Here is a 20,487-nt window from a genome sequence, read left to right as displayed (position 1 = left end):
TCAGCCCTTCTCCGTGGCGTACTTCTCCGTCCAGAAGGCGTCCCACGACTCCAGCAGTTCGCTGGTGGTCATGTTGCCGAGCAGGACGCTCTGCACGTCCTGGTCGGACTTCTGGATCCATTCCGTCCACCAGCTCACGCCGCGGGGCTGACGCACGTTGACGTAGGTGTCGGGGTTCTCGGTCATGGTGACGTAGCTGGTCCACGGACCGGACGAGTAGAACTCGTCCTCTGCCGCCGAGGCGATGATCGGGACCAGGCTGTTGGCCTGCGCGAACTCGGTCGCGGGTCCCTCCGAGGAGAGGAACTGCACGAGCTTCACAGCGGCATCCTTGTGCTGGCTGTTCTCGGCGACACCCCACCCGGCGACGGCCAGCGGCTGCGCGGCCTTGCCGGTCGGTCCGACCAGCAGCGGAGCGGTGTCCCACTGATCCGGCTTGAGCTGCGAGTCCTGCACCGTGGCGATGACCTCGGGGTCCTGCAACAGGAACGCGGTGGAGCCGTTGGTGAAGCCCGCGACCATCTCGGGGTAACCCCACGAGACGGCGGAGGGCGGCGAAGCCTTCTCGAACAGTGCGAAGTAGTCGTCGACCGCTTCCTGGGCCTCCGGCGCGGCGAAGATGGTCGATCCGTCCTTCATGAGGAAGGCATTGTCGACGTCCAGTCCGTCGATCGTGTACGCCTCGATCGCGGCCACGACGTTGCTGTTCGCGTTCTGCCCGCCGCGGAACGCGTAGCCGTACACGTTCTTCGATGGGTCCTGAATGGCGGACGCCTGCTCGAGCAGGTCCTTCCAGCTGTGCGGAGGACCATCGAAGCCGGCCTGCTCGAGCAGGTCCTTGCGGTAGAACAGGGACAGCCCGTAGAACCCGTAGGGCACGAACAGCGTCTCGTCGTCGGTCTTGGCGGCGGACTTCGCGTTCTCGGTGAGGGCGTCCCAGCCCTTCCAGCTCGACAGGTCGTCGGTCATGTCGTACAGCCAGCCGTTGTTCGAGAAGGGCCCGACCGTGATGTCGCGCACCTCGAGCACGTCGACGCCCTTGCCCGACTGCAGCATCTGCTGGATCTTCTGGTCCGCCTGCTCGGTGGGGGGCGAGACCAGGTTGACCTTGATCTTCGGGTTCTCCTTCTCGAACTCCTCGAGCAGGCCCTTGATCAGGTCCGTGCGGGCGGGATTGGTCAGGCTCTCGACCATCTGCAGGGTGACGGTGCCGTCGGCGGACTGACCTCCGCCGGACGAGCAGCCGGTGAGGGCGATGGCGGCGACGGTGCCGATGCTCGCGGCCGTCGTCAAGAACTTTCGCTTCACGATGTGCCTCTCTTGTTGGGGGTGTTCGGGTCAGGGGATGGTGGTGGTGGCAGGGGCGACGATGCCGGCGCGGCGCAGGATCTGCGGCACGCAGCGCTCGGCGAACGCCTCGAAGTCGGTCCCCTCGGTGTACAGGTGCGCGGAGAGGCGGAAATAGCCGATGCCGCGGAAGCTCGTGAACGCGGTCTCCACACCGGTCTCGTCGAGCAGCTCCATCCGCAGCTCGTCGGCGTCCTCGCGCGTCGCTCCGAGGCCGTCCGGCAGCCGCACGAGGCGCATCGACGGCACCGGCGACGGGAGGGGCGTGAGCGGCTCCACCGTGCTGAACGGGCGCAGCGCCTGGGCGATGGTCTCGGCACCGGCATCCGCGAGAGCCGACATGGTGCGGCGGGTGGCGTCCCAGCCGTACTCGCCCTCGATGAAGTCGATGGCGGCAGGCGTGGCCAGGTAGGTGGTGACGTCGACCGTGCCCTGGGTGTCGAAGCGGTGCGGGTACGGCTCCGGTGCACCCCACGAGTCGATCAGCGGCCACAGTTCCTGGCGGTCCGCCGCGGCCGTGACGAGCAGCGCGGACCCGCGCGGCGCGCACGGCCACTTGTGCAGGTTGCCGAACCACCAGTCGCCGCCGCCTGCCGTGGCAGCGTCGGGGATGAGTCCGGGCGCGTGGGCCCCGTCGACGAGGGTGCGCACGCCCCGCTCCGCGGCGAGCTCCGCGATGCGGCGGGTGGGCAGCAGGCGGGCTGTCGGCGAGGTGATCTGATCGACGACGATCAGGCGCGTGCGCGCGGTCAGGGCGTCGGCGAAGTGCTGCACGATCTCGTCATCGGATGCCAGCAGCGGCAGCTCCACCGTGCGCACGCCCGCGCCGAATCGGCGGGCGAGGCGCTGCGCGCCCATCGTGACCGCCCCGTAGCCGTGGTCGGTGACCAGGATCTCGTCGCCGGGCTCCAGGCGGAGCGCGTTGTAGACGACGGTGGCAGCCGCGGACGCGTTCGGCACGAACACGGCGTCGTCGGCGCGGGCGCCGACGAACGGCGCGGTGCGCTCACGTGCCTCGGCGACGAGGCCGGCGAGACGGGGGAACCAGTCCACCGGGCTGCGGTCGGCGCGGCGCCGCAACGCGTCCTGCGCCTCGACGACTCTGCTCGGCACCGCCCCGAACGACCCGTGGTTGAGATGGACCACCTCGGGATCGAGTGGCCAGGCGTCGCGGGCGCGCCCGTACGTCTTCAGCCGGACGGGTTTGAGCGTGGCGGTGACCGTCATCTGTCCTCACTGCGGAAAAGGGAAGTTGTTGCACAACCTTGCCACAGTCGGGCCGACAAGTCGAGAAATTTCCGGACTTGGGCGCTAAGTTGTCGTACGACTTGGATTCCGGTTGAGCGTCCGAGAGACTCACTGCACCGCACACGAACGGGGAGGGCATCGTCATGAGCGCCTTGGACATCGCGCTGCACGGGCTGCGCGAGCTCATCGCTGACGGCACGCTGCGCCCCGGCGATCGGCTGCCCAGCGAGGGCGAGCTGTCCGATCGTCTCGGCGTCTCGCGCGGCTCCATGCGCGAGGCCATCAGGATGATGGCGGCACTCGGCGTGCTGGAGACGCGCCACGGGTCGGGCAGCTACGTCGGCGACCTGAACGCCGCCGACCTGATCCGCAGCCTGTCATTGACCGTCGGCCTGCTGCCGCTGGACTCCATCCTCGAGCTGTACGAGATGCGCCGCGCCCTCGAGGCGCACGCCGCGTCGCTGGCATCCGCTCGTATCGACGACGACGTGGTCGCGGAACTCGGCGGTGTGCTGGATGAGCTGGAGCGCACGGAGGACCCCGAGGCGCAGTCGGAGCTGGACCACCACTTCCACATGCGCATCGCCGAGGTCGCGGGCAACGAGGCGCTGGCGAGCATGCTGGCCGTGTTCCGTTCGCGCTCGCGGGCGTACCGGATCTTCACGACCGACAGCGCGGCTGAGATCAAGCTGCACTCCGACGCCGGGCACCGCGCGATCCTGCGGGGACTGCAGGCGCGCGACCCCATCGCCGCGGGCGCTGCCGCAGCCGGACACGTGGCGCAGACCGAGTACTGGCTGCGCCGGCTGCAGCCGGCCGCATCCGGCCTCACCGACGACTGATCATTCCAGTGTGATGTCGACCTGGATCTCGTCGGCGATGCGCTCGAGGTCTGCCCGGAGGTCGTCGAGATCGGCGGATGCCGGGGCCGTGGCCGTCACGGTGGATTCGAACAGCCGACCGCCTGCCATGGCGGCGTCGCGGGTCTCTGTCGTCATGCTCTCGATGCTCAGCGAGTGGTCGCTGAGCACCCCGGATACCTCGCGCACGATGCCCGGGCGATCGTTGCCGAGCACGGACAGCGTGATCCGGTCGGACGACTCCGGGTTGTCGGGCGTGCCGGTGCGCACGTCGACGGTGAGCAGGCCGTCCAGTTCGCGCAGCGCCGACTGCAGGCCCTCGGTGCGATCGTCGGGCACGGAGATCTCGATGACGCCGGCGAACACCCCGGCGAGCTCCGACAGCTGGCTGTTCTCCCAGTTGCCGCCGTGCGCTTCGACGACTTCGGCGACGGCGGCGACGAGTCCGGGGCGGTCCGCTCCCGCGACGGTGAGGATGAGCGTGGTCATGACGTCAGCGTACGCGAGGGGCGTGCCGCCTCGCGTACGCTTCGTCTCGCTCAACGACCGGGGGCGTGCTCAACGACCGAGGGCGTGCTCAACGGCCGGCGGCGTGCGCGCTCACCAGGCGCCTCCGGCCAGGAACCGCTCCATCCGCTCGCGGTGAGGGGCGAGGTCCCAGCCCTGCGCCGCCACCCACTCGTCGGAGTAGTAGGTGTTCGCATAGCGCACACCACTGTCGCAGATCAGGGTCACGACGCTGCCCTGCTCACCGGCATCCCTCATCCCGGCGATGATCTGGAACGCGCCGAACAGGTTGGTGCCGGTCGAGCCGCCGGCCCAGTGCAGGGTGCGGTCGCGCAGCAGCCGGATCGCCGCGATCGAGGCGGCATCCGGCACCGGGATCATCTCGTCGATCACTCCGGGGACGAATGACGGCTCCACGCGCGGCCGGCCGATGCCCTCGATGCGACTGGGCGTGCCCGTGGTGTGCGCAGGGTTGCGGTCTCGCCAGCCGCCGTAGAAGGCCGAGCCCTCCGGATCGACCACGGCGATCCGGGTGTCGTGTCGGCGGTAGCGGACGTACCGCCCGAAGGTCGCGCTCGTGCCGCCCGTGCCCGCGCCGACGACGATCCACGACGGGGTTGGATGCCGTTCCTGCGCCAGCTGGCTGAACACGCTCTCGGCGATGTTGTTGTTTCCGCGCCAGTCGGTCGCGCGCTCGGCGTAGGTGAACTGGTCGAGATAGTGTCCGCCGCAGCCGGCTGCCAGGCGCTCCGCCTCTGCGGACATGTCCGACGCATGGTCGACGAAGTGGCAGCGGCCGCCGTGGAACTCGATCAGCTCCACCTTCTCGCGGCTCGTGGAGCGCGGCACGACCGTGATGAAATCCAGCCCCAGCATCCGGGCGAAGTAGGCCTCGGAGACCGCCGTCGACCCGCTCGACGACTCGACCAGGGTGGTGCCCTCGTCGATGAGGCCGTTCACCAGTCCGTACAGGATCAGCGACCGCGCCAGGCGGTGCTTGAGCGACCCGGTGGGGTGCACCGACTCGTCCTTCAGATAGAGGTCGATGCCCCAGTCGTCAGGCAGCGGGAACACGTGCAGGTGAGTGTCGGCGCTGCGGTTGGCGTCGGCCTCCAGCATCCGGATCGCACGCCCTGCCCATTCGCTCATGCCTCGAGCGTATCGGGGAGTCCCCGCGTCGTCAGATGCGCACCAGTGACGCCTGCGACTGCTCGCGGTTGAGCTGGAACTCGAAGCGCGACCGGTCGCCGCGGTGGTACGCGAGGAAGAACTCGATCACCCGATCGTGGTCGTCGCGGCTGACGCTGCGCAGCCGCAGCAGTGCCGAGCCGGCACTGACGCCGAGATGCTTGGCCTGCTCGTGCGTCGCGACGGTCGCCTCCGCGGACCGCACACCGTGGGTGGCGTGGATGCCGTGCTCGCCCAGCAGCCGGTACAGCGAGGACTCGCTGAGATCGGCGCCCAGGGTGAGGCTGCCGACCTCATCCGGCATCCAGGTGGTGGACAGCGACCAGGCGTCGCCGTCGACGTACCGCAGCCGCTCGAGCACGACCACGGGCGCACCGACCGGCACCTCCAGCGCCGCCGCCACCTCGCCATCGGCGACGGTCCGCTCGTGCCGCAGCACCTCGCTGTGCACGTGTCCGCCGCGGCGCTCGACTTCGTCGTACAGGCCCTCCAGGGTGTGCACCAGGGATTCGCTGGTGCGGGGCCGCGCCACGAATGTGCCCTTGCCCTTCACCCGCTCTACGAGACCCTCGTGCTCGAGCTGCGCGAGCGCCTGCCGCACCACGGTGCGGGAGATGCCGTACTGTTCGCAGAGCCGGTGCTCGCCGGGCAGGCCGTCTCCTGGCTGCAGGTTCTCGCGGTGGATGTGGTCGATGATCAGCTGGCGCAGCTGGTCGTACATCGGTGCCGCGGAGCGGCGGTCGATCGCGTCGGCGCTCATCAGTACGCGACCCCCGCGTGCAGGATCACGTTCGCGTACGGCGTGAACTCGCCCGAGCGCACGAAGGCGCGGGCGGCGTGGGTGCGGTGCTTGAACTCGACGTGCGGCACCATCTCGATCTCGAAGCCCATCCCCGCGAACCGTTCGCGCAGCGCCTCGAGCACTTCGGGGCTGCGCTCGGCGACCTCCTCCGAGACCGTCGCGCCCTCGACGACCATCTCGGCGAGCACGGTGTCGAGCACGTCCAGAAAGGCCGGGGCGCCGGGCCGATAGGCCAGGTCGATGCGCTCCGCGCCCGGGGGGATCGGCAGCCCGGCATCCGTCACGACGATCAGGTCGGTGTGGCCGGTCTCGCTGATGACGCGGGAGAGCGCGGGGTTGATCGTGGTGGAGGTCTTGCGCATCAGGGCTCCTTCGGTCGTGCGCTGAGTGCGGAGGGCAGGTGGTCGCTCGGCGGGTGGGACGCCGCCGCGTCAGAGTGAGCCGACCGGCCGCGCGGCGGCGGCGGGCTGCGCGGCGGCGCGCTGCGCGGCGAGCAGCGCGTCGACCTCCTCGCGGCGCGGCAGACTCGGCGACGCGCCCTGGCGCGTGACTGCGATCGCGCCGGCGGCGCTCGCGAGCCTCGTTGCGGCAGCGAGGTCCATGCCCTCGGCCAGGGCCGCACCGAGGTAGCCGGCGTACGCGTCACCTGCGGCGGTGGTGTCGACCGCCTCGACCGGGATCGGCTCGATGAACGTCGTCCTCTCCGAGGTCACGACCACGGACCCGCGCTCGGCGAGGGTGATCACCGCGGCGCCGACGCCCTGCTCGAGGAACCAGCGCCCGGCGTTCTCCGCGGAGGCCGGATCGCTGACCGGAATGCCGCTGATCAGCGTCGCCTCGGTCTCGTTGGGGGTGACGATGTCGATGCTGCGCCACACCTCCGCGTCGAGTTGGGCAGCGGGCGCCGGGTCGAGCACGACGGTCATGCCGTGCTCGCGCGCCCGGGTGGTGATGTGGAGGGTGAGGGATGCCGGAGTCTCGAGCTGCGTCAGCAGCACCGAGGTCGTCGGGGCGAGGGCGGCAAGCGCCGCGTCGATCTGCTCCGCGCTCAGCGACGCGTTGGCGAGCGGCACCATCACGATGTCGTTCTGCGCCGACGCGTCGACGCGGATGTGCGCGATGCCGGTCGGGCCGGGAACCGTGCGCAGATGGGTCAGGTCGACGCCGGCGGAGCTGAGGCCGTCGACGACCAGGTCGTGGAACAGGTCGTCGCCCACGCATCCCACGAAGCTCGTCCGTGCGCCGGCCAGGCCGGCCGCGACCGCCTGGTTCGCCCCTTTGCCGCCGAGGAGCAGTGTGAACTGGTCGCCCAGGATGGTCTCACCGCGAGCGGGGAGGCGCTGCGAGAAGGTGGTGACATCCGCGGTGACGCTGCCGACGATGACGACGCCTCGGCGCTCGGACGGTGTGACAGACATGGAACTCCTCGATCGCCTTTGACGTGCGGTGGATGCTGTCATTACATTATGGAGGACCCTACCTGTAACGACAGGTTCTGAGAGGACTCGTCATGACCGCTCCCCGCCTTTACGTGGACAGCGCCGACGTCGACCGGGTGGGTCGTCTGCTGGGGGCGGGCGTCGTGCACGGCGTGACGACGAATCCCACGATTCTCGAGCGCAGCGGCCGCACGGCCGAGGACATCCCTGCCCTCTACGAGCGCTGGGTCGGTCAGGGCGCCCGCGAGGTGTTCTTCCAGACCTGGGGCGGCGACACCGCGTCGTTCCTGCGCAACGCCGAGGGGATCCTCGCGCTCGGCGACCGCGTGGCCGTAAAGGTCCCCGCCACCGCGGACGGGTTCGCCGCGGCATCCGCTCTGGTGCGCGACGGAGCCAGCGTGCTCGTCACCGCGGTGTACTCGGTCGGGCAGGCGCTGGCCTGCGCAAGCATCGGCGTGCAGTACATCGCCCCGTACCTCGGCAGGCTGCGGGATGCCGGAGTCGACGGCGACGCGCTGATCGCACGGATGCAGGCCGCGTGTGAGGGCTCTGCGACCGACGTGCTCGCCGCGAGCCTGCGCTCGCCGGAAGACATCGTGGGCTTGCGCGAGGCGGGGGTGCCGTACTTCACCGCCGCTCCGGATGTGATCGAGCAGCTGCTGTTCCACGACGTGAGCGACAGCTCGGCCGCCGAGTTCGACGCGGCCATGGCGCGGCTCGGGGGCTGACACCCGCGTCGCACCCAGCGGGTCAGCGGTCAGGCGGATGCCGCCTGGCGCAGCCACCGCTCCACGCCGGCGATGTGCGCGGTGGCCAGGGAGGTCGCCAGCGCGGAGTCGTGCTGGGCGATGGCCTCGGCGATCGCACGGTGCTCGGACAGCGTGCGCTCGACGGCTCCGGACTCGGTGAGTCCGCGCCAGACGCGCGCCCGGATGGTCTGGCTGCTCAGGCTCTCGATGAGGCTCGCGAGGTAGCCGTTGCCCGTCATCCGCACGATGTCGCGGTGGAAGCGGATGTCGTGGGCCACCAGGTCGTCGATGCTCACGGTCGCCGGGTCGACCGCGGCGATCTCGGCCTGCAGAGCCTCGGCGGCTTCGGCGGTGGCGTTGCTCGCCGCCAGGCCGGTCGCCTGGGATTCCAGCATCCGCCGAACGGCGAACAGTTCCAGCAGCGAGTCGTCGTCGTGCATGTCGATGACGAAGCTGATCGCCTCGAGCAGCAGGTGCGGTTCGAGGCTCGTGACGTAGGTGCCGTCGCCGCGGCGCACGTCGAGCACGCGGATGACCTCGAGCGCCTTCACGGCCTCGCGCATCGAACTGCGCGACAGGCCGAGGCGTTCGGCGAGCTCCTTCTCGGGCGGGAGCCGATCGCCCGGCCCGAGCTCACCCGACACGATCATCGCCTTGATCTTCTCGATCGCCTCGTCGGTCACTGCCATACCGGCATCCTAGCCATTGATCGGATGTTTCCGGCAGGATGGTCGACATGCGCGTTCTGGACAGCCACCTGCACCTGTGGAACCCCGAGGCTCTGCGCTACGACTGGCTGAGCGGCCCGTTGGAGCGGCGTTTCGCGGCGGAGGAGCTGGGCGACGAGCGGCTGCACGGGCCGGAGCAGGAGACGGCGGTCTTCGTGCAGGCCGGGACCGTCGCGGAGCAGCACGTCGCGGAGGTGCGCTGGGTGGAATCGATCGCGGATGCCGTTGGCGTCGTCGCGATCGTCGCCGGCGCGCGCCTCGACCAGGGCGCCGTCACTGAGGCGGAGCTGAACGAGCTCGCCGGGTCTGCGCGGGTGGTGGGCGTTCGGCATCTGCTGCAGGGCGAGCGGGACGGCCTGGCGCGATCGGCGGAGTTCGTCGCCGGGGCGCGCTCGGTCGCCGATCGGGGGTGGACGTTCGATGCGTGCGTGCGCCAGCATCAGATCGCCGACGTCACCGCGCTCGCGGCGGCGGTGCCGGAGCTGCGGATCGTCCTCGATCACCTCGGCAAGCCGGTGATCGGCAGCGTGGACGCACCGGTGGAGCCATCGGCGGCATGGCTGGGCGACCTGCGGGAGCTCGCGGCGAGTCCACAGGTGTTCTGCAAGGTGTCTGGGCTGCCCGCCGAGAGCGGCGGAGTCTGGACGGATGCCCAGGTCGCGCCCTTCCTGGACGCCGCGCTCGACTCGTTCGGCGCCGACCGGTTGATGTGGGGAAGCGACTGGCCGGTCTCGGCCGTCGACGCCGCGGCTTCGCTGCCCGGTGCCCGCGACCGCTGGTTCCGCACGGTCGCGGACTGGGCGGTCTCGCGCGGTGTCGACATGGACGGGCTGTTCTGGGGGAACGGGGCGCGGTTCTACGGCATCCCGTGACGAGGATCGTGCGCTCGGGGGCTGCCCTCGCGCGTTCAGGTCGCAACGGATGCCGGAATCCCGCGCGCAGAGCGGCGTTTTCTGCGACCCAGAGGGCTGGGGGTGGTTTCGCGCGCTCAGGTCGCAGCGGATGCCGGTAAGCGGCGCGCGAAGCGGCGTTTTCTGCGATCTGAAGGGGGCAGCCTTCACCGCGATTCGCCGACTCAGAGACCGAGCGCGGCGCGGACCCTCGCCACCACGGCATCCGGTCGGGCGAAGAGAGCGCTGGTGACCTCGATCACTATCCAGCCGGCCGCCCGGAGGGCGGCGATGCGCTCGACGTCCTCGGCATACCGGGAGTGATGCAGCGTGCCGTGGTACTCGATGGCGATCTTGCGTTCGGGATAGGCGAGGTCGACACACCCCAGGAAGCGACCCTTGTCGTCGTACACGTCGTGGTTAAGGGTGGGCTCGGGCAGACCGGCGAGGACGAGGTGGCAGCGCAGCTTTGATTCCCGGGGTGACCAGGAGTCCTCGCGTACGAACTCGAGAGCCTGCCGCAGACGTCGGATGCCGGGCCGCCGACCGGCCGCCAGCGCCGCCGCGAGCTCGTCGACGGTAGTCAACGGCTGTTTCCCGACCGGGCGACCCGGCCCTTCGCGCCAGACGCGGCAGAAGAAGTCGCCGAGCGCGACGAGGTCGAGCAGAGGCCAGCTGCCGAGTTGGCACCAGATCGTCGTCGGGTGGGCGATCGGCACGCCGTCTGCCCGAGCGATCCGAGTCGTCTTCGGGTCGGCACGATGGCCGCGGACCCCGGCCGCGCGAACGAGCGGGCCATCGCCGAGGGTGCTCACATGGACGGGTAGGCTGCGCCCATCCAACGGAACCGGCGGCCCGTCGAATGCGGGTCGCGCAACGGCCAGTGGACTCGGCCCGCCGAGGAGTGCGACGGCGGTCTCATGGCTGAGGAACTGACGGGGGCGAAGGCGGGGCGCGTACTGCCGCGCGCTCACCCGGTGCTCGGCTGCCTGCCGCTCGTACGGGTCCATCTCGGGCAAGTCGAGCGGATGCCGCAGGGCGCGGATGCCGTGGAACGGCCGATCCAGGTCCGCGCGACGCAGCCGGCCCGCGCTCACCCCTGCGTCCCTGGCCTGCTGCACCGAGAAGCGCCAGCCGAGTTCCTTCGGCAACGGGTGCGGAGTTCTCATCGCGATACGGTGGCACGATCGACCGAGCGCGCGGGTGGGTTATCCACAGGCACCGGCCACGCCCGAGTGGCATCACGAAGGCGCGCCCATTCAGGTCGCAACGGATGCCGGTTTCGGGCGTGCGGTGCGACAGTTTTTGCGACCTGGGCGTCGGGGTGCGTCGCGTCGCGCGTTCGGGTCGCGATGGATGCCGGTTTCGCGCGCGCGGAGCGACAGATTCTGCGACTTGGCGGTGGAGGACCGGGACGCGGACGAGTGCGCTGGGTCACTCCGCCCGCAGGCGCAGTTGCGCCATGCCGCCGTCGACCTCGATGAACGTGCCGGTGGTCGAACCGGATGCTGGGCTGACCAGGTACAGCACAGCGCCGGCGACCTCGTCGGGGGAGACGAGCCGCCCATGCGGCTGGCGAGCTTCGAGCGCGGCGCGCTCGGCCGCGGGGTCGTCGGCAGAATCGAGCAGCCGCCCCACCCACGGGGTGTCGGCGGTGCCCGGGTTCACCGCGTTCACGCGGATCCCCTCCCGCAGATGATCGGCCGCCATCGCGCGGGTCAGCGCGGACACGGCCCCCTTCGACGCCGAGTACAGCGCGCGCTGCGGCAAGCCGGTGGTCGATGCGATGGATGCCGTGTTGCACACCGCCGCGGCCGGTGACTTGCGCAGCCACGGCAGCGCCGCCCCCGTCACCCGCGCGATGCCGGTCACGTTGATCGAGAGCACTCGCGCCCACTCGTCGTCGTCGTTCGCGGTGATGTCGCCCTGCGCGCCGATGCCGGCGTTGTTGATCACGATGTCGATGCGGCCGAAACGCTCCGCCACGGCCGCCACGGCCGCGTTCACCGAATCGCGGTCGGAGACATCGGCGGTGAAGGCTGCGAAGCGGTCGTCGGCCCCGGAGATGTCACGGTCGAGCACGGCGATCTGCGCGCCCTCGTCGTGCAGGCGGCGGGCGATCGCCGCGCCGATGCCGGACGCACCGCCGGTGACGATGGCGACCAGACCCGAAAGCGTTTCGTCTCGCTTCGCTCGCTCAACGACCGGCGAACCGCTCATCGCTGTGCCTCCCACGCCGCGAACTCCTGCCGTTGCCGGCCGAGGCCCTCGATCTCGATCTCCACGACGTCGCCCGCCTTCAGGTATGGGAACCTGCCGCCGAACGCCACGCCCTGCGGCGTGCCCGTCAGGATGAGGTCGCCCGGCTCGAGGGTCATGTACTGCGACAGGTGGTGCACGATCGTCGGCACGTCGAAGATCATGTCGCTCGTGTTCGAGTCCTGCCGCGGTTCGCCGTTCACCCAGCTGCGCAGCCGGAGTCCCGAGGGGTCGACCTCGTCGGCGGTGACCAGCCAGGGCCCCGTGGGGTTGAAGCCCGCTGCGATCTTGCCCTTCGACCACTGCCCGCCCGACACCTCCATCTGGAACGCCCGCTCGGAGACGTCGTTCGCGACCACGTAGCCGGCGATGTGCGCGGCGGCCTCCTCGGGCGAGTCGAGGTATGCGGTGCGCGAGCCGATGACGACGCCCAGCTCGACCTCCCAGTCGGTCTTCTCGCTGCCGCGCGGGATCGTGACGGCGTCGTTCGGCCCGACCACCGTGTTGGGTGTCTTCAGGAAGATGATCGGCACGGTCGGCGGTTCGGAGCCCGACTCCCTGGCGTGCGCCGCGTAGTTCTGGCCCACGCACACCACCGCGCTCGGGCGCGCGATCGGTGCCCCGATGCGCCGCTCCGCGGCATCCGGCAGCTCGGTGAGGGTTCCCGCGTCGAGAGCCGCCTGCGTGCGCCCGACCGGATCGTCGGCGAGGAAGTCGCCGTTCACGTCGGATGTGACGGGCCGCAGATCGTACGTTCGGTCGCCGTCGATGACGACCGGCACCTCGGCACCCGGCTCTCCAAGTCGCGCGAACTTCATGGGCTCTCCTCACCTCTGCCGGCGGCGTGCGACGACCGCACGTGCCGTTGACAGTATAGACATCGGATGTTTACACTCCAAGTGGTTCGACCGCGGTACAGCGGCGAGACACCGAAGGAGCCCCGTGAGCCGTATCGTCGCGCTGGACACCAGCGACATCCGCTTTCCCACGTCGCTGAGCCTGGACGGTTCGGATGCCATGAACCCCGATCCCGACTACTCGGCCGCCTACGTGATCGTCCGCACCGACGCGGGGGACGCGGGGCACGCCTTCGTGTTCACGATCGGCCGCGGCAACGACGTGCAGGTCGCCGCCATCGACGCCCTCGCCGGCCATCTCGTGGGGCGGGAACTCGAGCCGCTGCTCGACGACATGGGCGGCACCTTCCGAGAGCTCATCGGCGATTCACAGCTGCGCTGGCTCGGCCCCGAGAAGGGCGTCATGCACATGGCCATCGGCGCCGTGATCAACGCGCTGTGGGACATCAAGGCCAAGCGGGCCGGTCTGCCGCTGTGGCAGCTGCTCGCGCGGATGACGCCGGAGGAGATCGTCGACCTGGTCGACTTCCGCTACCTCACGAACGCCCTGACCCGCGAGGACGCACTCGAGATCCTCCGCGCCGCCGAACCCGGCCGCGCGGAACGCGAACAGCAGCTGCTCGCCACCGGCTACCCCGGTTACACCACCAGCCCCGGGTGGCTGGGCTACTCCGACGAGAAGCTGGAGCGGCTCGCCCGCGAGGCCATGGCCGACGGCTTCACGCAGATCAAGCTCAAGGTCGGCGCGGACCTCGAGGACGACATCCGCCGCTTCCGCAAGGCGCGCGAGGTGTGCGGGCCGGACTTCCCGATCGCGATCGACGCCAACCAGCGCTGGGAGGTCGACGAGGCGATCGAGTGGGTGAACGCGCTCGCCGAGTTCGAACCAGCCTGGATCGAGGAGCCGACCAGCCCCGACGACATCCTCGGTCACGCCGAGATCGCGCGCGGCGTCGCGCCGATCCGCGTCGCAACCGGCGAGCACGCCCAGAACCGGATGATCTTCAAGCAGCTGCTGCAGGCCGACGCGATCAGCGTGATGCAGATCGACGCTGTGCGGGTGGCGGGCGTGAACGAGAACATCGCCAACCTGTTGCTCGCTGCGAAGTTCGGCGTGCCGGTCTGCCCTCATGCCGGCGGCGTCGGCCTGTGTGAAGCCGTGCAGCACCTGTCGATGTTCGACTTCGTCGCGGTCAGCGGCACCCGCGACGGGCGGCTCATCGAATACGTCGACCATCTGCACGAGCACTTCGTTGTGCCCACCGACATCCGCGGCGGCTCCTACATGGCGCCCACGGCACCCGGCGCCGGAATGGAGATGAAGGCCGACAGCATCGCCCGCTACACCTGGACCGGACAGCATGTCACCGACTGACCTGACGCTCCCGACCCTCGGCTACGGTGCCGCGAACGTCGGCAACCTGTTCCGTCCGCTCACCGACGACGAGGCGTGGGCGGTGCTCGAGGCGGCCTGGGATTCCGGCATCCGCTACTACGACACCGCACCGCATTACGGGCTGGGGCTGTCCGAGCGACGCCTGGGCACCTTTCTGCAGACCAAGCCGCGCGACGAGTTCGTGCTGTCCACCAAGGTCGGGCGCCTGCTGCGCCCCAACCCGGACCACCAGCCTGGCGGCCTGGACACCGCGAACGACTTCCACGTTCCCGACGACCTGCAGCGCGTGTGGGACTTCTCCGCAGCCGGCATCCGCGCCAGCATCGCCGAGTCGCAGGAGCGCCTCGGCATCGAGCGCATCGACCTGCTCTACCTGCACGACCCCGAGCGGCACGACCTCGACCTCGCGCTCGCCGAGGCGTTCCCCGCCCTCGAGGCGGTGCGCGACGAGGGGACGGTCGCCGCGATCGGGATCGGCTCGATGGTGTCGGATGCCATCGCGCGCGCTGTCCGGGAGGCCGATCTCGACATCATCATGGTGGCCGGCCGTTACACGCTGCTCGAGCAGCCGGCCGCGGCCGAGGTGCTGCCCGCGTGCGACGAGCGCGGGACCGGGATCGTTGCGGCGTCGGTGTTCAACTCGGGCCTGCTCGCGCAGAGCGAGCCGCGCCGGGACGGCCGGTACGAGTACGGCCGGCTACCCGACGAGCTGTGGGACCGGCTGGTGCGCATCGCGGACGTCTGCCGGAACCACGGCGTGCCCCTGCCCGCTGCCGCGATCCAGTTCCCGCTGCGTGCCGCGTCGGTGCGCTCGGTCGTCGTGGGCGGCAGCCGCCCCGCGCAGCTGCGCCAGAACACCGAATACGCCGCGCTGCCCATCCCCGACGCGCTGTGGCAGGAACTCGAAGCCGAGCGGCTCATCCCGGCCTGACACAGCCGGAAGAACGAAGGAGACACCGTGCTTGAAGGCATCAACCCGCTGCTGACCGGTGAGCTGCTGCTGCACCTCGACCGGATGGGTCACTCCGACGCGGTCGTCGTCGCCGATGCGCACTTCCCCGCGTGGGGGCTCGGAGATCGGGTCGTCGACCTGCCTGGCACGACGACGCCCGAGGTGGTCGCCGCGATCCGCACCGTGCTGCCGCTGGACGACGCGCCCGGCATGGATCTGATGGAGTCGGCGGATGCCACCGTGCTCGACGTACAGCGCGAGCTGATGACCGCGGCGGGCACCGACGAGACCACCACCCGGTTCGTCGAGCGGTTCGCTTACTACGACGTCGCCCGCGGCGCGTACCTCATGGTGCGCACGGGGGAGACCCGCAAGTACGGCAACGCGCTGCTGCGCAAGGGCGTCGTCGGGCATCCGTCGGCCTGATCGCGCCCGGCCGGTCGCCTCACCGCCCGACGGTGGACTCGCGCACGATCAGCTCCGCCGGGAACGGGGTCACCTCCGGCGCGGGGGCGGTGGGCTCCTCGAGCTGCCGGAGCAGAGCGGATGCCGCCGCGCGGCCGATCTCGTACGCGGGCTGCCGGATCGTCGTGAGCGGCACGATCGCCTGGCGGGCCTGATCGACGTCGTCGAAGCCCACGATCGCCACGTCTCCGGGAACGGACAACCCGGCGCGCAGCAGCACGGTGAGCGCGCCGATCGCGAGCATGTCGTTGGTAGCGAACAGAGCGTCGGGGCGGTCCTCGACGGGCAGGCGCAGCAACTCCTCCGCGGCGGCCATCCCGGCATCGATGGTCAGGTCCGGGGTGATGACCGTGCGGACCTGTGCGCGCTCACCGACGGCATCCGTGAATCCGGCGAGGCGGTCGGCGGACTCGCTGACGCGCTCCGGGTGGCCGAGGAATGCGATCCGCCTCCGGCCCAGCGACGCCAGATGCTCGCCGGCCAGCCGTCCTCCGCCGACGTCGTCGAAGCGCACGAACCCGACGGCGGGTGACGGCTGCGACGGCCCGATCACGACGGAGCGGATGCCGCGCACGGCCAGCCGTTCGAGTGCAGGCACCACGTCGCCGAGCGGATAGATGATGATGCCGCGCGCGCGGTGCGCTTCGAACATCTCGATGTTGCGCAGCTCCTGCACGCGGTCACGATTGCTGTTGCTGAAGAACGGCGACCACCCGCCGGCGCGCGTGACCTCCTCGACGCCACGGGACAACTCGTTGAAGAACGGCAGCCAGGCGTCCAACAGGATCAGCGCGATCGCCTTGCCCGAACCGGCTCGAAGCTGCCGCGCCGACTCGTTCGGCACGTAGCCGAGCTTCTCGATCGCCGCGCTCACCCTCTCCTTGGTCCGAGCACTCAGCAACTGGGGGTGATTGAGGTAGTTCGACACCGTCGACGCGGATACTCCCGCGATCGCCGCGACGTCTTTGACGCTGGCCGGCATGACGCCACCTCCCAGGTCAACCATAGCGAGGGATTGACACGTTGCAAGTGCGGTGCGTAATGTCGTCGACACACCGAATTGGAACGTGCCAAGTGCGGTGCGGACGGCAGCGAAGGAGCTCACATGAACATCGGATGCCACGGTCTGGTATGGACGGGCCGGTTCGACGCCGACGGGATCGGCCTCGCGGTCGACAAGACCGCTGCGGCCGGCTTCGATCTCATCGAGTTCCCCCTCATGGACCCGTTCTCCTTCGACACGCAGGCGGCCGTCCGCGCTCTCGAAGCGAGCGGCCTCGCCGTCAGCGCCTCCCTCGGCCTGTCGGAGGCGACCGACATCACCAGCGCCGACCCGTCGGTGGTCGGGGCCGGCGAGGCACTGCTGATCCGAGCCGTCGACGTGCTCGCAGACATGGGCGGCACCCACTTCTGCGGCGTGATCTACTCCGCCATGAAGAAGTACATGGAGCCGGTGACGCGGGCGGGCCTGGAGAGCAGCCGACGCGTCATCGGCCGGGTGGCCGATCACGCCGCCGAGCGCGGCGTGCAGGTCTCCGTCGAGGTGGTCAACCGCTACGAGACGAACGTGCTGAACACGGCACGTCAGGCGATGGCGTACCTCTCCGAGGTCGACCGGCCCAACCTCGGTGTGCACCTGGACACGTACCACATGAACATCGAGGAGTCCGACATGATCGGGCCCGTGCTCGATGCCGAACCGCGCCTGCGCTATGTGCACATCGGCGAGAGTCATCGCGGCTACCTGGGCACCGGGTCGGTCGACTTCGACACGTTCTTCAAGGCGCTCGGGCGGATCGGCTACGACGGCCCGATCGTCTTCGAGTCGTTCTCGTCGGCCGTCGTCGCGCCCGACCTCAGCCGGATGCTGGGCATCTGGCGCAACCTGTGGACCGACAACGACGAGCTCGGCGCGCACGCGAACCGCTTCATCCGCGACAAGCTCGTGGCCGTGAACTCGATCCGGCTGCACTGAGGCGAGCGGCCGCGAGCAGAGCTGTGACCAAGATGTTATTACAGGCCTTCCCCGACGCCGTCAGCTTAGATACATTTAGATACAACTTGCGTCGACGGCGATGCGGGCGCAATATTGATCCGATGTTTGAAATGGATTCCACGCCCGTGGCGTCCGACGCAGAACGACCTTCAAGGGAGCAGGTGCGACCATGAGCGAACCCATCCTCCGGGTGGAAGGCATCAGCAAGGGGTTCCCCGGCGTGCAGGCGCTCAAGGACGTGCACCTCGAGGTGCGCTCCGGTGAGGTGCTCGTGCTCGTCGGAGAGAACGGTGCCGGCAAGTCGACGCTGATGAAGATCCTGTCCGGGATCTACACCCGCGATGAGGGCACGATCTGGTTCGAGGGGGAGCCGGTCGAACTCACCAGCCCGCTGCAGGCTCAGCAGCTGGGTATCACGATCATTCACCAGGAGCTCAACCTCATGCCCGACCTCACGGTCGCGCAGAACATCTACGTCGGACGCGAACCGAAGAACGGGCCGTTCGTGTCCGAGCGCAAGTTGAACCGGCAGACCGCCGAGCTGCTCGACCGCCTGGGCATCGCCCTCGACCCGCGGCAGCAGGTCGGTGAGCTCACGGTCGCCGAGCAGCAGATGGTCGAGATCGCCAAGGCGCTGTCGTTCAACGCGAAGGTGCTCATCATGGACGAGCCCACCTCTGCACTGACCGACGCCGAGGTGGAGACCCTGTTCCGGCTGATCGAGCAGCTCAAGGCCCGCGGCACCGGCATCGTCTACATCTCGCACCGCATGGACGAGCTGCGCCGGCTCGCCGACCGGGTCAGCGTGCTGCGCGACGGGTCGTACATCGGCTCACTGGAGAAGTCCGAGATCAGCATCCCGAAGATCATCGAGATGATGGTCGGCCGGGTGATCGACGAGGGCGCGCGGCCCACGGCCCGCGAGCATCAGCACGACCCGGTCGTGCTCGAGGTGCAGGGGCTGTCGACCAAGGCGCTGCTGAAGGACGTCTCCTTCCAGCTGCATCGCGGCGAGATCCTCGGCTTCGCGGGCCTGATGGGGGCGGGGCGCACCGAGACCGCGCGTGCGATCATCGGCGCCGACCGGCGCGACGCCGGGCGGATCCTCATCGGCGGACAGGAGGTCAGGATCGGCCAGCCGGCGGATGCCGTCAAGCACGGCGTCGGATACCTGTCGGAGGACCGCAAATCGCTCGGCCTCATGCTCGAGCAGGACGTCACGTTCAACACGGTGCTCGCCTCGCTGGACTCCTACGCCGGCGCGCTCGGCTGGATGGGCGACCGCAAGGCGAAGAACCAGACCAAGGACTACGTGCAGCAGCTGCGGGTGAAGACCCCGTCGGTCAACCAGACCGTGAAGCTGCTGTCCGGAGGGAACCAGCAGAAAGTCGTCATCGCCCGGTGGCTGATGCGCGACTGCGATGTCCTCATCTTCGACGAGCCCACCCGAGGGATCGACGTCGGGGCCAAGGAGGAGATCTACCGCCTGATGCAGCAGCTCGCGGCATCCGGCAAATCCATCATCGTCATCTCGTCGGAGCTGCCGGAGATCCTCCGCGTCGCGAACCGCATCGCGGTGTTCGCGAACGGCCGGATCACGGGGACCCTCCGCAACGAGGAAGCCAGCCAGGAGAAGATCATGCACCTCGCAGCCCACGGGGAGGAAGAAGAATGAGCACCCCACAGAATTCCGGCTCGACGACGACCGTCATCCAGCAGGCCGTCAACGAGAACACCGACAAGCGCGACGTCGCGGGGTTCCTGAAGCGCCAGCTGCAGCAGTCGCTGGCGTTCGGCACCCTCGTCGTGCTGGTGATCTTCTTCTCGATCGCCAGCCCCAGCTTCTTCACGTTCAGCAACATCGCCTCGGTGCTGCTGTCCACCGCGGTGATCGGCATCCTCGCCCTCGGCACGACCTTCGTGATCATCACCGGCGGCATCGACCTGTCCATCGGCACCGGCATGGCGCTGTGCGCGGTGATGACGGGTGTGTTCATCACGAATATGGGCCTGCCCATCGTCGTGGGCGTGATCGGCGGCATCCTGACCGGTGTGCTGATGGGGCTCGTCAACGGCGTGAACATCACGTTCCTGCGGCTGCCCCCGTTCATCGCCACCCTGGCGATGATGATGATCGCGGGTGGTCTGGCGCTGGTGATCTCGGGCGTCGCGCCGATCTACTTCTCCACGTCCGCTCCGGACTTCAAGCGCATCGCACTGGGCGTCATCATCCCCGGCATCCCGAACGCCGTCCTCATCACGGCCGTGCTGGCGATCCTCGGGTACGTCGTGCTGAACAAGACGCTCCTGGGCCGCTACACCTACGCGATCGGGTCGAACGAGGAGGCCGCGCGGCTGTCGGGCGTCAACACCCGCCGCTGGACGATCCTCATCTACATGTTCGCGGGCGCCTTCACCGGCATCGCCGGTGTGGTGATCGCCTCCCGGCTCGACTCGGCTCAGCCGCAGATCGGCATGGGCTACGAGCTGCAGGCGATCGCCGCGGTCATCATCGGCGGCACCTCGCTGCTGGGGGGCCGCGGATCGATCCTCGGCACCGTCATCGGCGCGCTGATCATGAGCGTGCTGGTGAACGGCCTGCGGATCATGTCGATCCAGACCGAGTGGCAGAACATCGTGGTCGGCATCGTCGTGCTGCTCGCCGTATTCTTCGACTCGCTGCGCAACAGGCAGCGCACCTGAGGGTTCGGATGGCGCCGAACACCCGTGCCTGACGCCATCCGATCGGCCCTGGCCGAAACCGCGGAGCGATCCGCACTGGCACACACCGGAATGTCCCCCAC

At 69.4% G+C, this 20,487-nt stretch carries 21 protein-coding genes; 9 read left to right on the top strand and 12 right to left on the bottom strand.

Features of this window, described 5'->3' with window-relative positions; genetic code table 11:
• Positions 1-1,308 (bottom strand): ABC transporter substrate-binding protein, encoded by a 1,308-nt coding sequence (locus RIF65_RS09780; RefSeq protein ID WP_309066195.1) that lies wholly within the window; start codon positions 1,306-1,308, stop codon positions 1-3.
• Positions 1,309-1,338: 30 nt separating this feature from the next.
• On the bottom strand, positions 1,339-2,574 hold the full coding sequence (locus RIF65_RS09775; protein ID WP_309066196.1) for an aminotransferase class V-fold PLP-dependent enzyme: 1,236 nt from the start codon (positions 2,572-2,574) through the stop codon (positions 1,339-1,341).
• Positions 2,575-2,738: 164 nt separating this feature from the next.
• Between RIF65_RS09775 and RIF65_RS09770 the strand changes: the two genes are divergently transcribed.
• Positions 2,739-3,437 carry a FadR/GntR family transcriptional regulator gene (locus RIF65_RS09770; RefSeq protein WP_309066197.1) on the top strand — a complete coding sequence of 233 codons (699 nt, stop codon included), beginning with the start codon at positions 2,739-2,741 and terminating at the stop codon, positions 3,435-3,437.
• Here the strand turns inward: RIF65_RS09770 and RIF65_RS09765 are convergent, their stop codons facing one another.
• The 5 genes from RIF65_RS09765 to RIF65_RS09745 form a co-directional block, all read right to left on the bottom strand.
• On the bottom strand, positions 3,438-3,944 hold the full coding sequence (locus RIF65_RS09765) for a glycine cleavage system protein R (RefSeq protein ID WP_309066198.1): 507 nt from the start codon (positions 3,942-3,944) through the stop codon (positions 3,438-3,440).
• A gap of 111 nt (positions 3,945-4,055) precedes the next feature.
• Positions 4,056-5,111: a PLP-dependent cysteine synthase family protein gene (locus tag RIF65_RS09760; RefSeq protein WP_309066199.1), complete on the bottom strand. Its 1,056-nt coding sequence runs from the start codon at positions 5,109-5,111 to the stop codon at positions 4,056-4,058.
• 31 nt (positions 5,112-5,142) lie between these two features.
• Positions 5,143-5,910, bottom strand: coding sequence for a GntR family transcriptional regulator (locus RIF65_RS09755; RefSeq protein ID WP_309066200.1), 768 nt, complete (start codon positions 5,908-5,910; stop codon positions 5,143-5,145).
• The gene (rbsD, locus tag RIF65_RS09750; RefSeq protein WP_309066201.1) at positions 5,910-6,314 is read right to left on the bottom strand and encodes a D-ribose pyranase; all 405 of its coding nucleotides are present in this window, start codon (positions 6,312-6,314) and stop codon (positions 5,910-5,912) included. The genes RIF65_RS09755 and rbsD overlap by 1 nt, the downstream gene beginning before the upstream one ends.
• A gap of 69 nt (positions 6,315-6,383) precedes the next feature.
• On the bottom strand, positions 6,384-7,370 hold the full coding sequence (locus tag RIF65_RS09745) for a ribokinase (RefSeq protein WP_309066202.1): 987 nt from the start codon (positions 7,368-7,370) through the stop codon (positions 6,384-6,386).
• A 92-nt stretch (positions 7,371-7,462) separates the two neighbouring features.
• On the opposite strand from RIF65_RS09745, the gene RIF65_RS09740 reads away from it, so the two are divergent.
• Positions 7,463-8,119 carry a transaldolase family protein gene (locus RIF65_RS09740; RefSeq protein WP_309066203.1) on the top strand — a complete coding sequence of 219 codons (657 nt, stop codon included), beginning with the start codon at positions 7,463-7,465 and terminating at the stop codon, positions 8,117-8,119.
• Positions 8,120-8,148: 29 nt separating this feature from the next.
• Here the strand turns inward: RIF65_RS09740 and RIF65_RS09735 are convergent, their stop codons facing one another.
• Positions 8,149-8,829: a FadR/GntR family transcriptional regulator gene (locus RIF65_RS09735; protein ID WP_309066204.1), complete on the bottom strand. Its 681-nt coding sequence runs from the start codon at positions 8,827-8,829 to the stop codon at positions 8,149-8,151.
• 47 nt (positions 8,830-8,876) lie between these two features.
• Between RIF65_RS09735 and RIF65_RS09730 the strand changes: the two genes are divergently transcribed.
• Entirely contained in the window at positions 8,877-9,740 is an 864-nt protein-coding gene (locus RIF65_RS09730) for an amidohydrolase family protein (RefSeq protein WP_309066205.1), read from the top strand.
• Between the two features lie 203 nt (positions 9,741-9,943).
• Here RIF65_RS09730 and RIF65_RS09725 read toward each other — a convergent pair whose 3' ends face one another.
• From RIF65_RS09725 to RIF65_RS09715, 3 genes are all read right to left on the bottom strand, one after another.
• Complete coding sequence (locus tag RIF65_RS09725) at positions 9,944-10,927, bottom strand: hypothetical protein (RefSeq protein WP_309066206.1); 984 nt, start codon at positions 10,925-10,927, stop codon at positions 9,944-9,946.
• A 265-nt stretch (positions 10,928-11,192) separates the two neighbouring features.
• On the bottom strand, positions 11,193-11,978 hold the full coding sequence (locus RIF65_RS09720; RefSeq protein WP_309066207.1) for an SDR family NAD(P)-dependent oxidoreductase: 786 nt from the start codon (positions 11,976-11,978) through the stop codon (positions 11,193-11,195).
• Positions 11,975-12,835, bottom strand: a complete 861-nt coding sequence (locus tag RIF65_RS09715; RefSeq protein WP_309066208.1) for a fumarylacetoacetate hydrolase family protein — start codon at positions 12,833-12,835, stop codon at positions 11,975-11,977. The genes RIF65_RS09720 and RIF65_RS09715 overlap by 4 nt, the downstream gene beginning before the upstream one ends.
• Before the next feature lie 124 nt (positions 12,836-12,959).
• Between RIF65_RS09715 and RIF65_RS09710 the strand changes: the two genes are divergently transcribed.
• From RIF65_RS09710 to RIF65_RS09700, 3 genes are read left to right on the top strand one after another with little or no spacing between them, the layout of a single operon-like run.
• Positions 12,960-14,249, top strand: coding sequence for an L-fuconate dehydratase (locus tag RIF65_RS09710; protein ID WP_309066209.1), 1,290 nt, complete (start codon positions 12,960-12,962; stop codon positions 14,247-14,249).
• On the top strand, positions 14,236-15,201 hold the full coding sequence (locus RIF65_RS09705; protein ID WP_309066210.1) for an aldo/keto reductase: 966 nt from the start codon (positions 14,236-14,238) through the stop codon (positions 15,199-15,201). The genes RIF65_RS09710 and RIF65_RS09705 overlap by 14 nt, the downstream gene beginning before the upstream one ends.
• 27 nt (positions 15,202-15,228) lie before the next feature.
• The gene (locus tag RIF65_RS09700) at positions 15,229-15,648 is read left to right on the top strand and encodes an RbsD/FucU family protein (protein ID WP_309066211.1); all 420 of its coding nucleotides are present in this window, start codon (positions 15,229-15,231) and stop codon (positions 15,646-15,648) included.
• Positions 15,649-15,667: 19 nt separating this feature from the next.
• Here the strand turns inward: RIF65_RS09700 and RIF65_RS09695 are convergent, their stop codons facing one another.
• The gene (locus RIF65_RS09695) at positions 15,668-16,669 is read right to left on the bottom strand and encodes a LacI family DNA-binding transcriptional regulator (RefSeq protein ID WP_309066212.1); all 1,002 of its coding nucleotides are present in this window, start codon (positions 16,667-16,669) and stop codon (positions 15,668-15,670) included.
• A 123-nt stretch (positions 16,670-16,792) separates the two neighbouring features.
• On the opposite strand from RIF65_RS09695, the gene RIF65_RS09690 reads away from it, so the two are divergent.
• The 3 genes from RIF65_RS09690 (at position 16,793) to RIF65_RS09680 (ending at position 20,386) form a co-directional block, all read left to right on the top strand.
• A complete protein-coding gene (locus RIF65_RS09690; protein WP_309066213.1) occupies positions 16,793-17,662 on the top strand; it encodes a sugar phosphate isomerase/epimerase family protein in 870 nt (289 codons plus the stop codon).
• Positions 17,663-17,852: 190 nt separating this feature from the next.
• A complete protein-coding gene (locus RIF65_RS09685) occupies positions 17,853-19,358 on the top strand; it encodes a sugar ABC transporter ATP-binding protein (RefSeq protein WP_309066214.1) in 1,506 nt (501 codons plus the stop codon).
• On the top strand, positions 19,355-20,386 hold the full coding sequence (locus RIF65_RS09680; protein ID WP_309066215.1) for an ABC transporter permease: 1,032 nt from the start codon (positions 19,355-19,357) through the stop codon (positions 20,384-20,386). The genes RIF65_RS09685 and RIF65_RS09680 overlap by 4 nt, the downstream gene beginning before the upstream one ends.
• Positions 20,387-20,487 lie beyond the last annotated feature (101 nt).

It is taken from the genome of Microbacterium sp. (assembly GCF_031180975.1).
Classification (GTDB): domain Bacteria; phylum Actinomycetota; class Actinomycetes; order Actinomycetales; family Microbacteriaceae; genus Microbacterium.
Note: the sequence above shows the minus strand (reverse complement) of the source record. Positions and strands in the feature narration are given on the sequence as shown.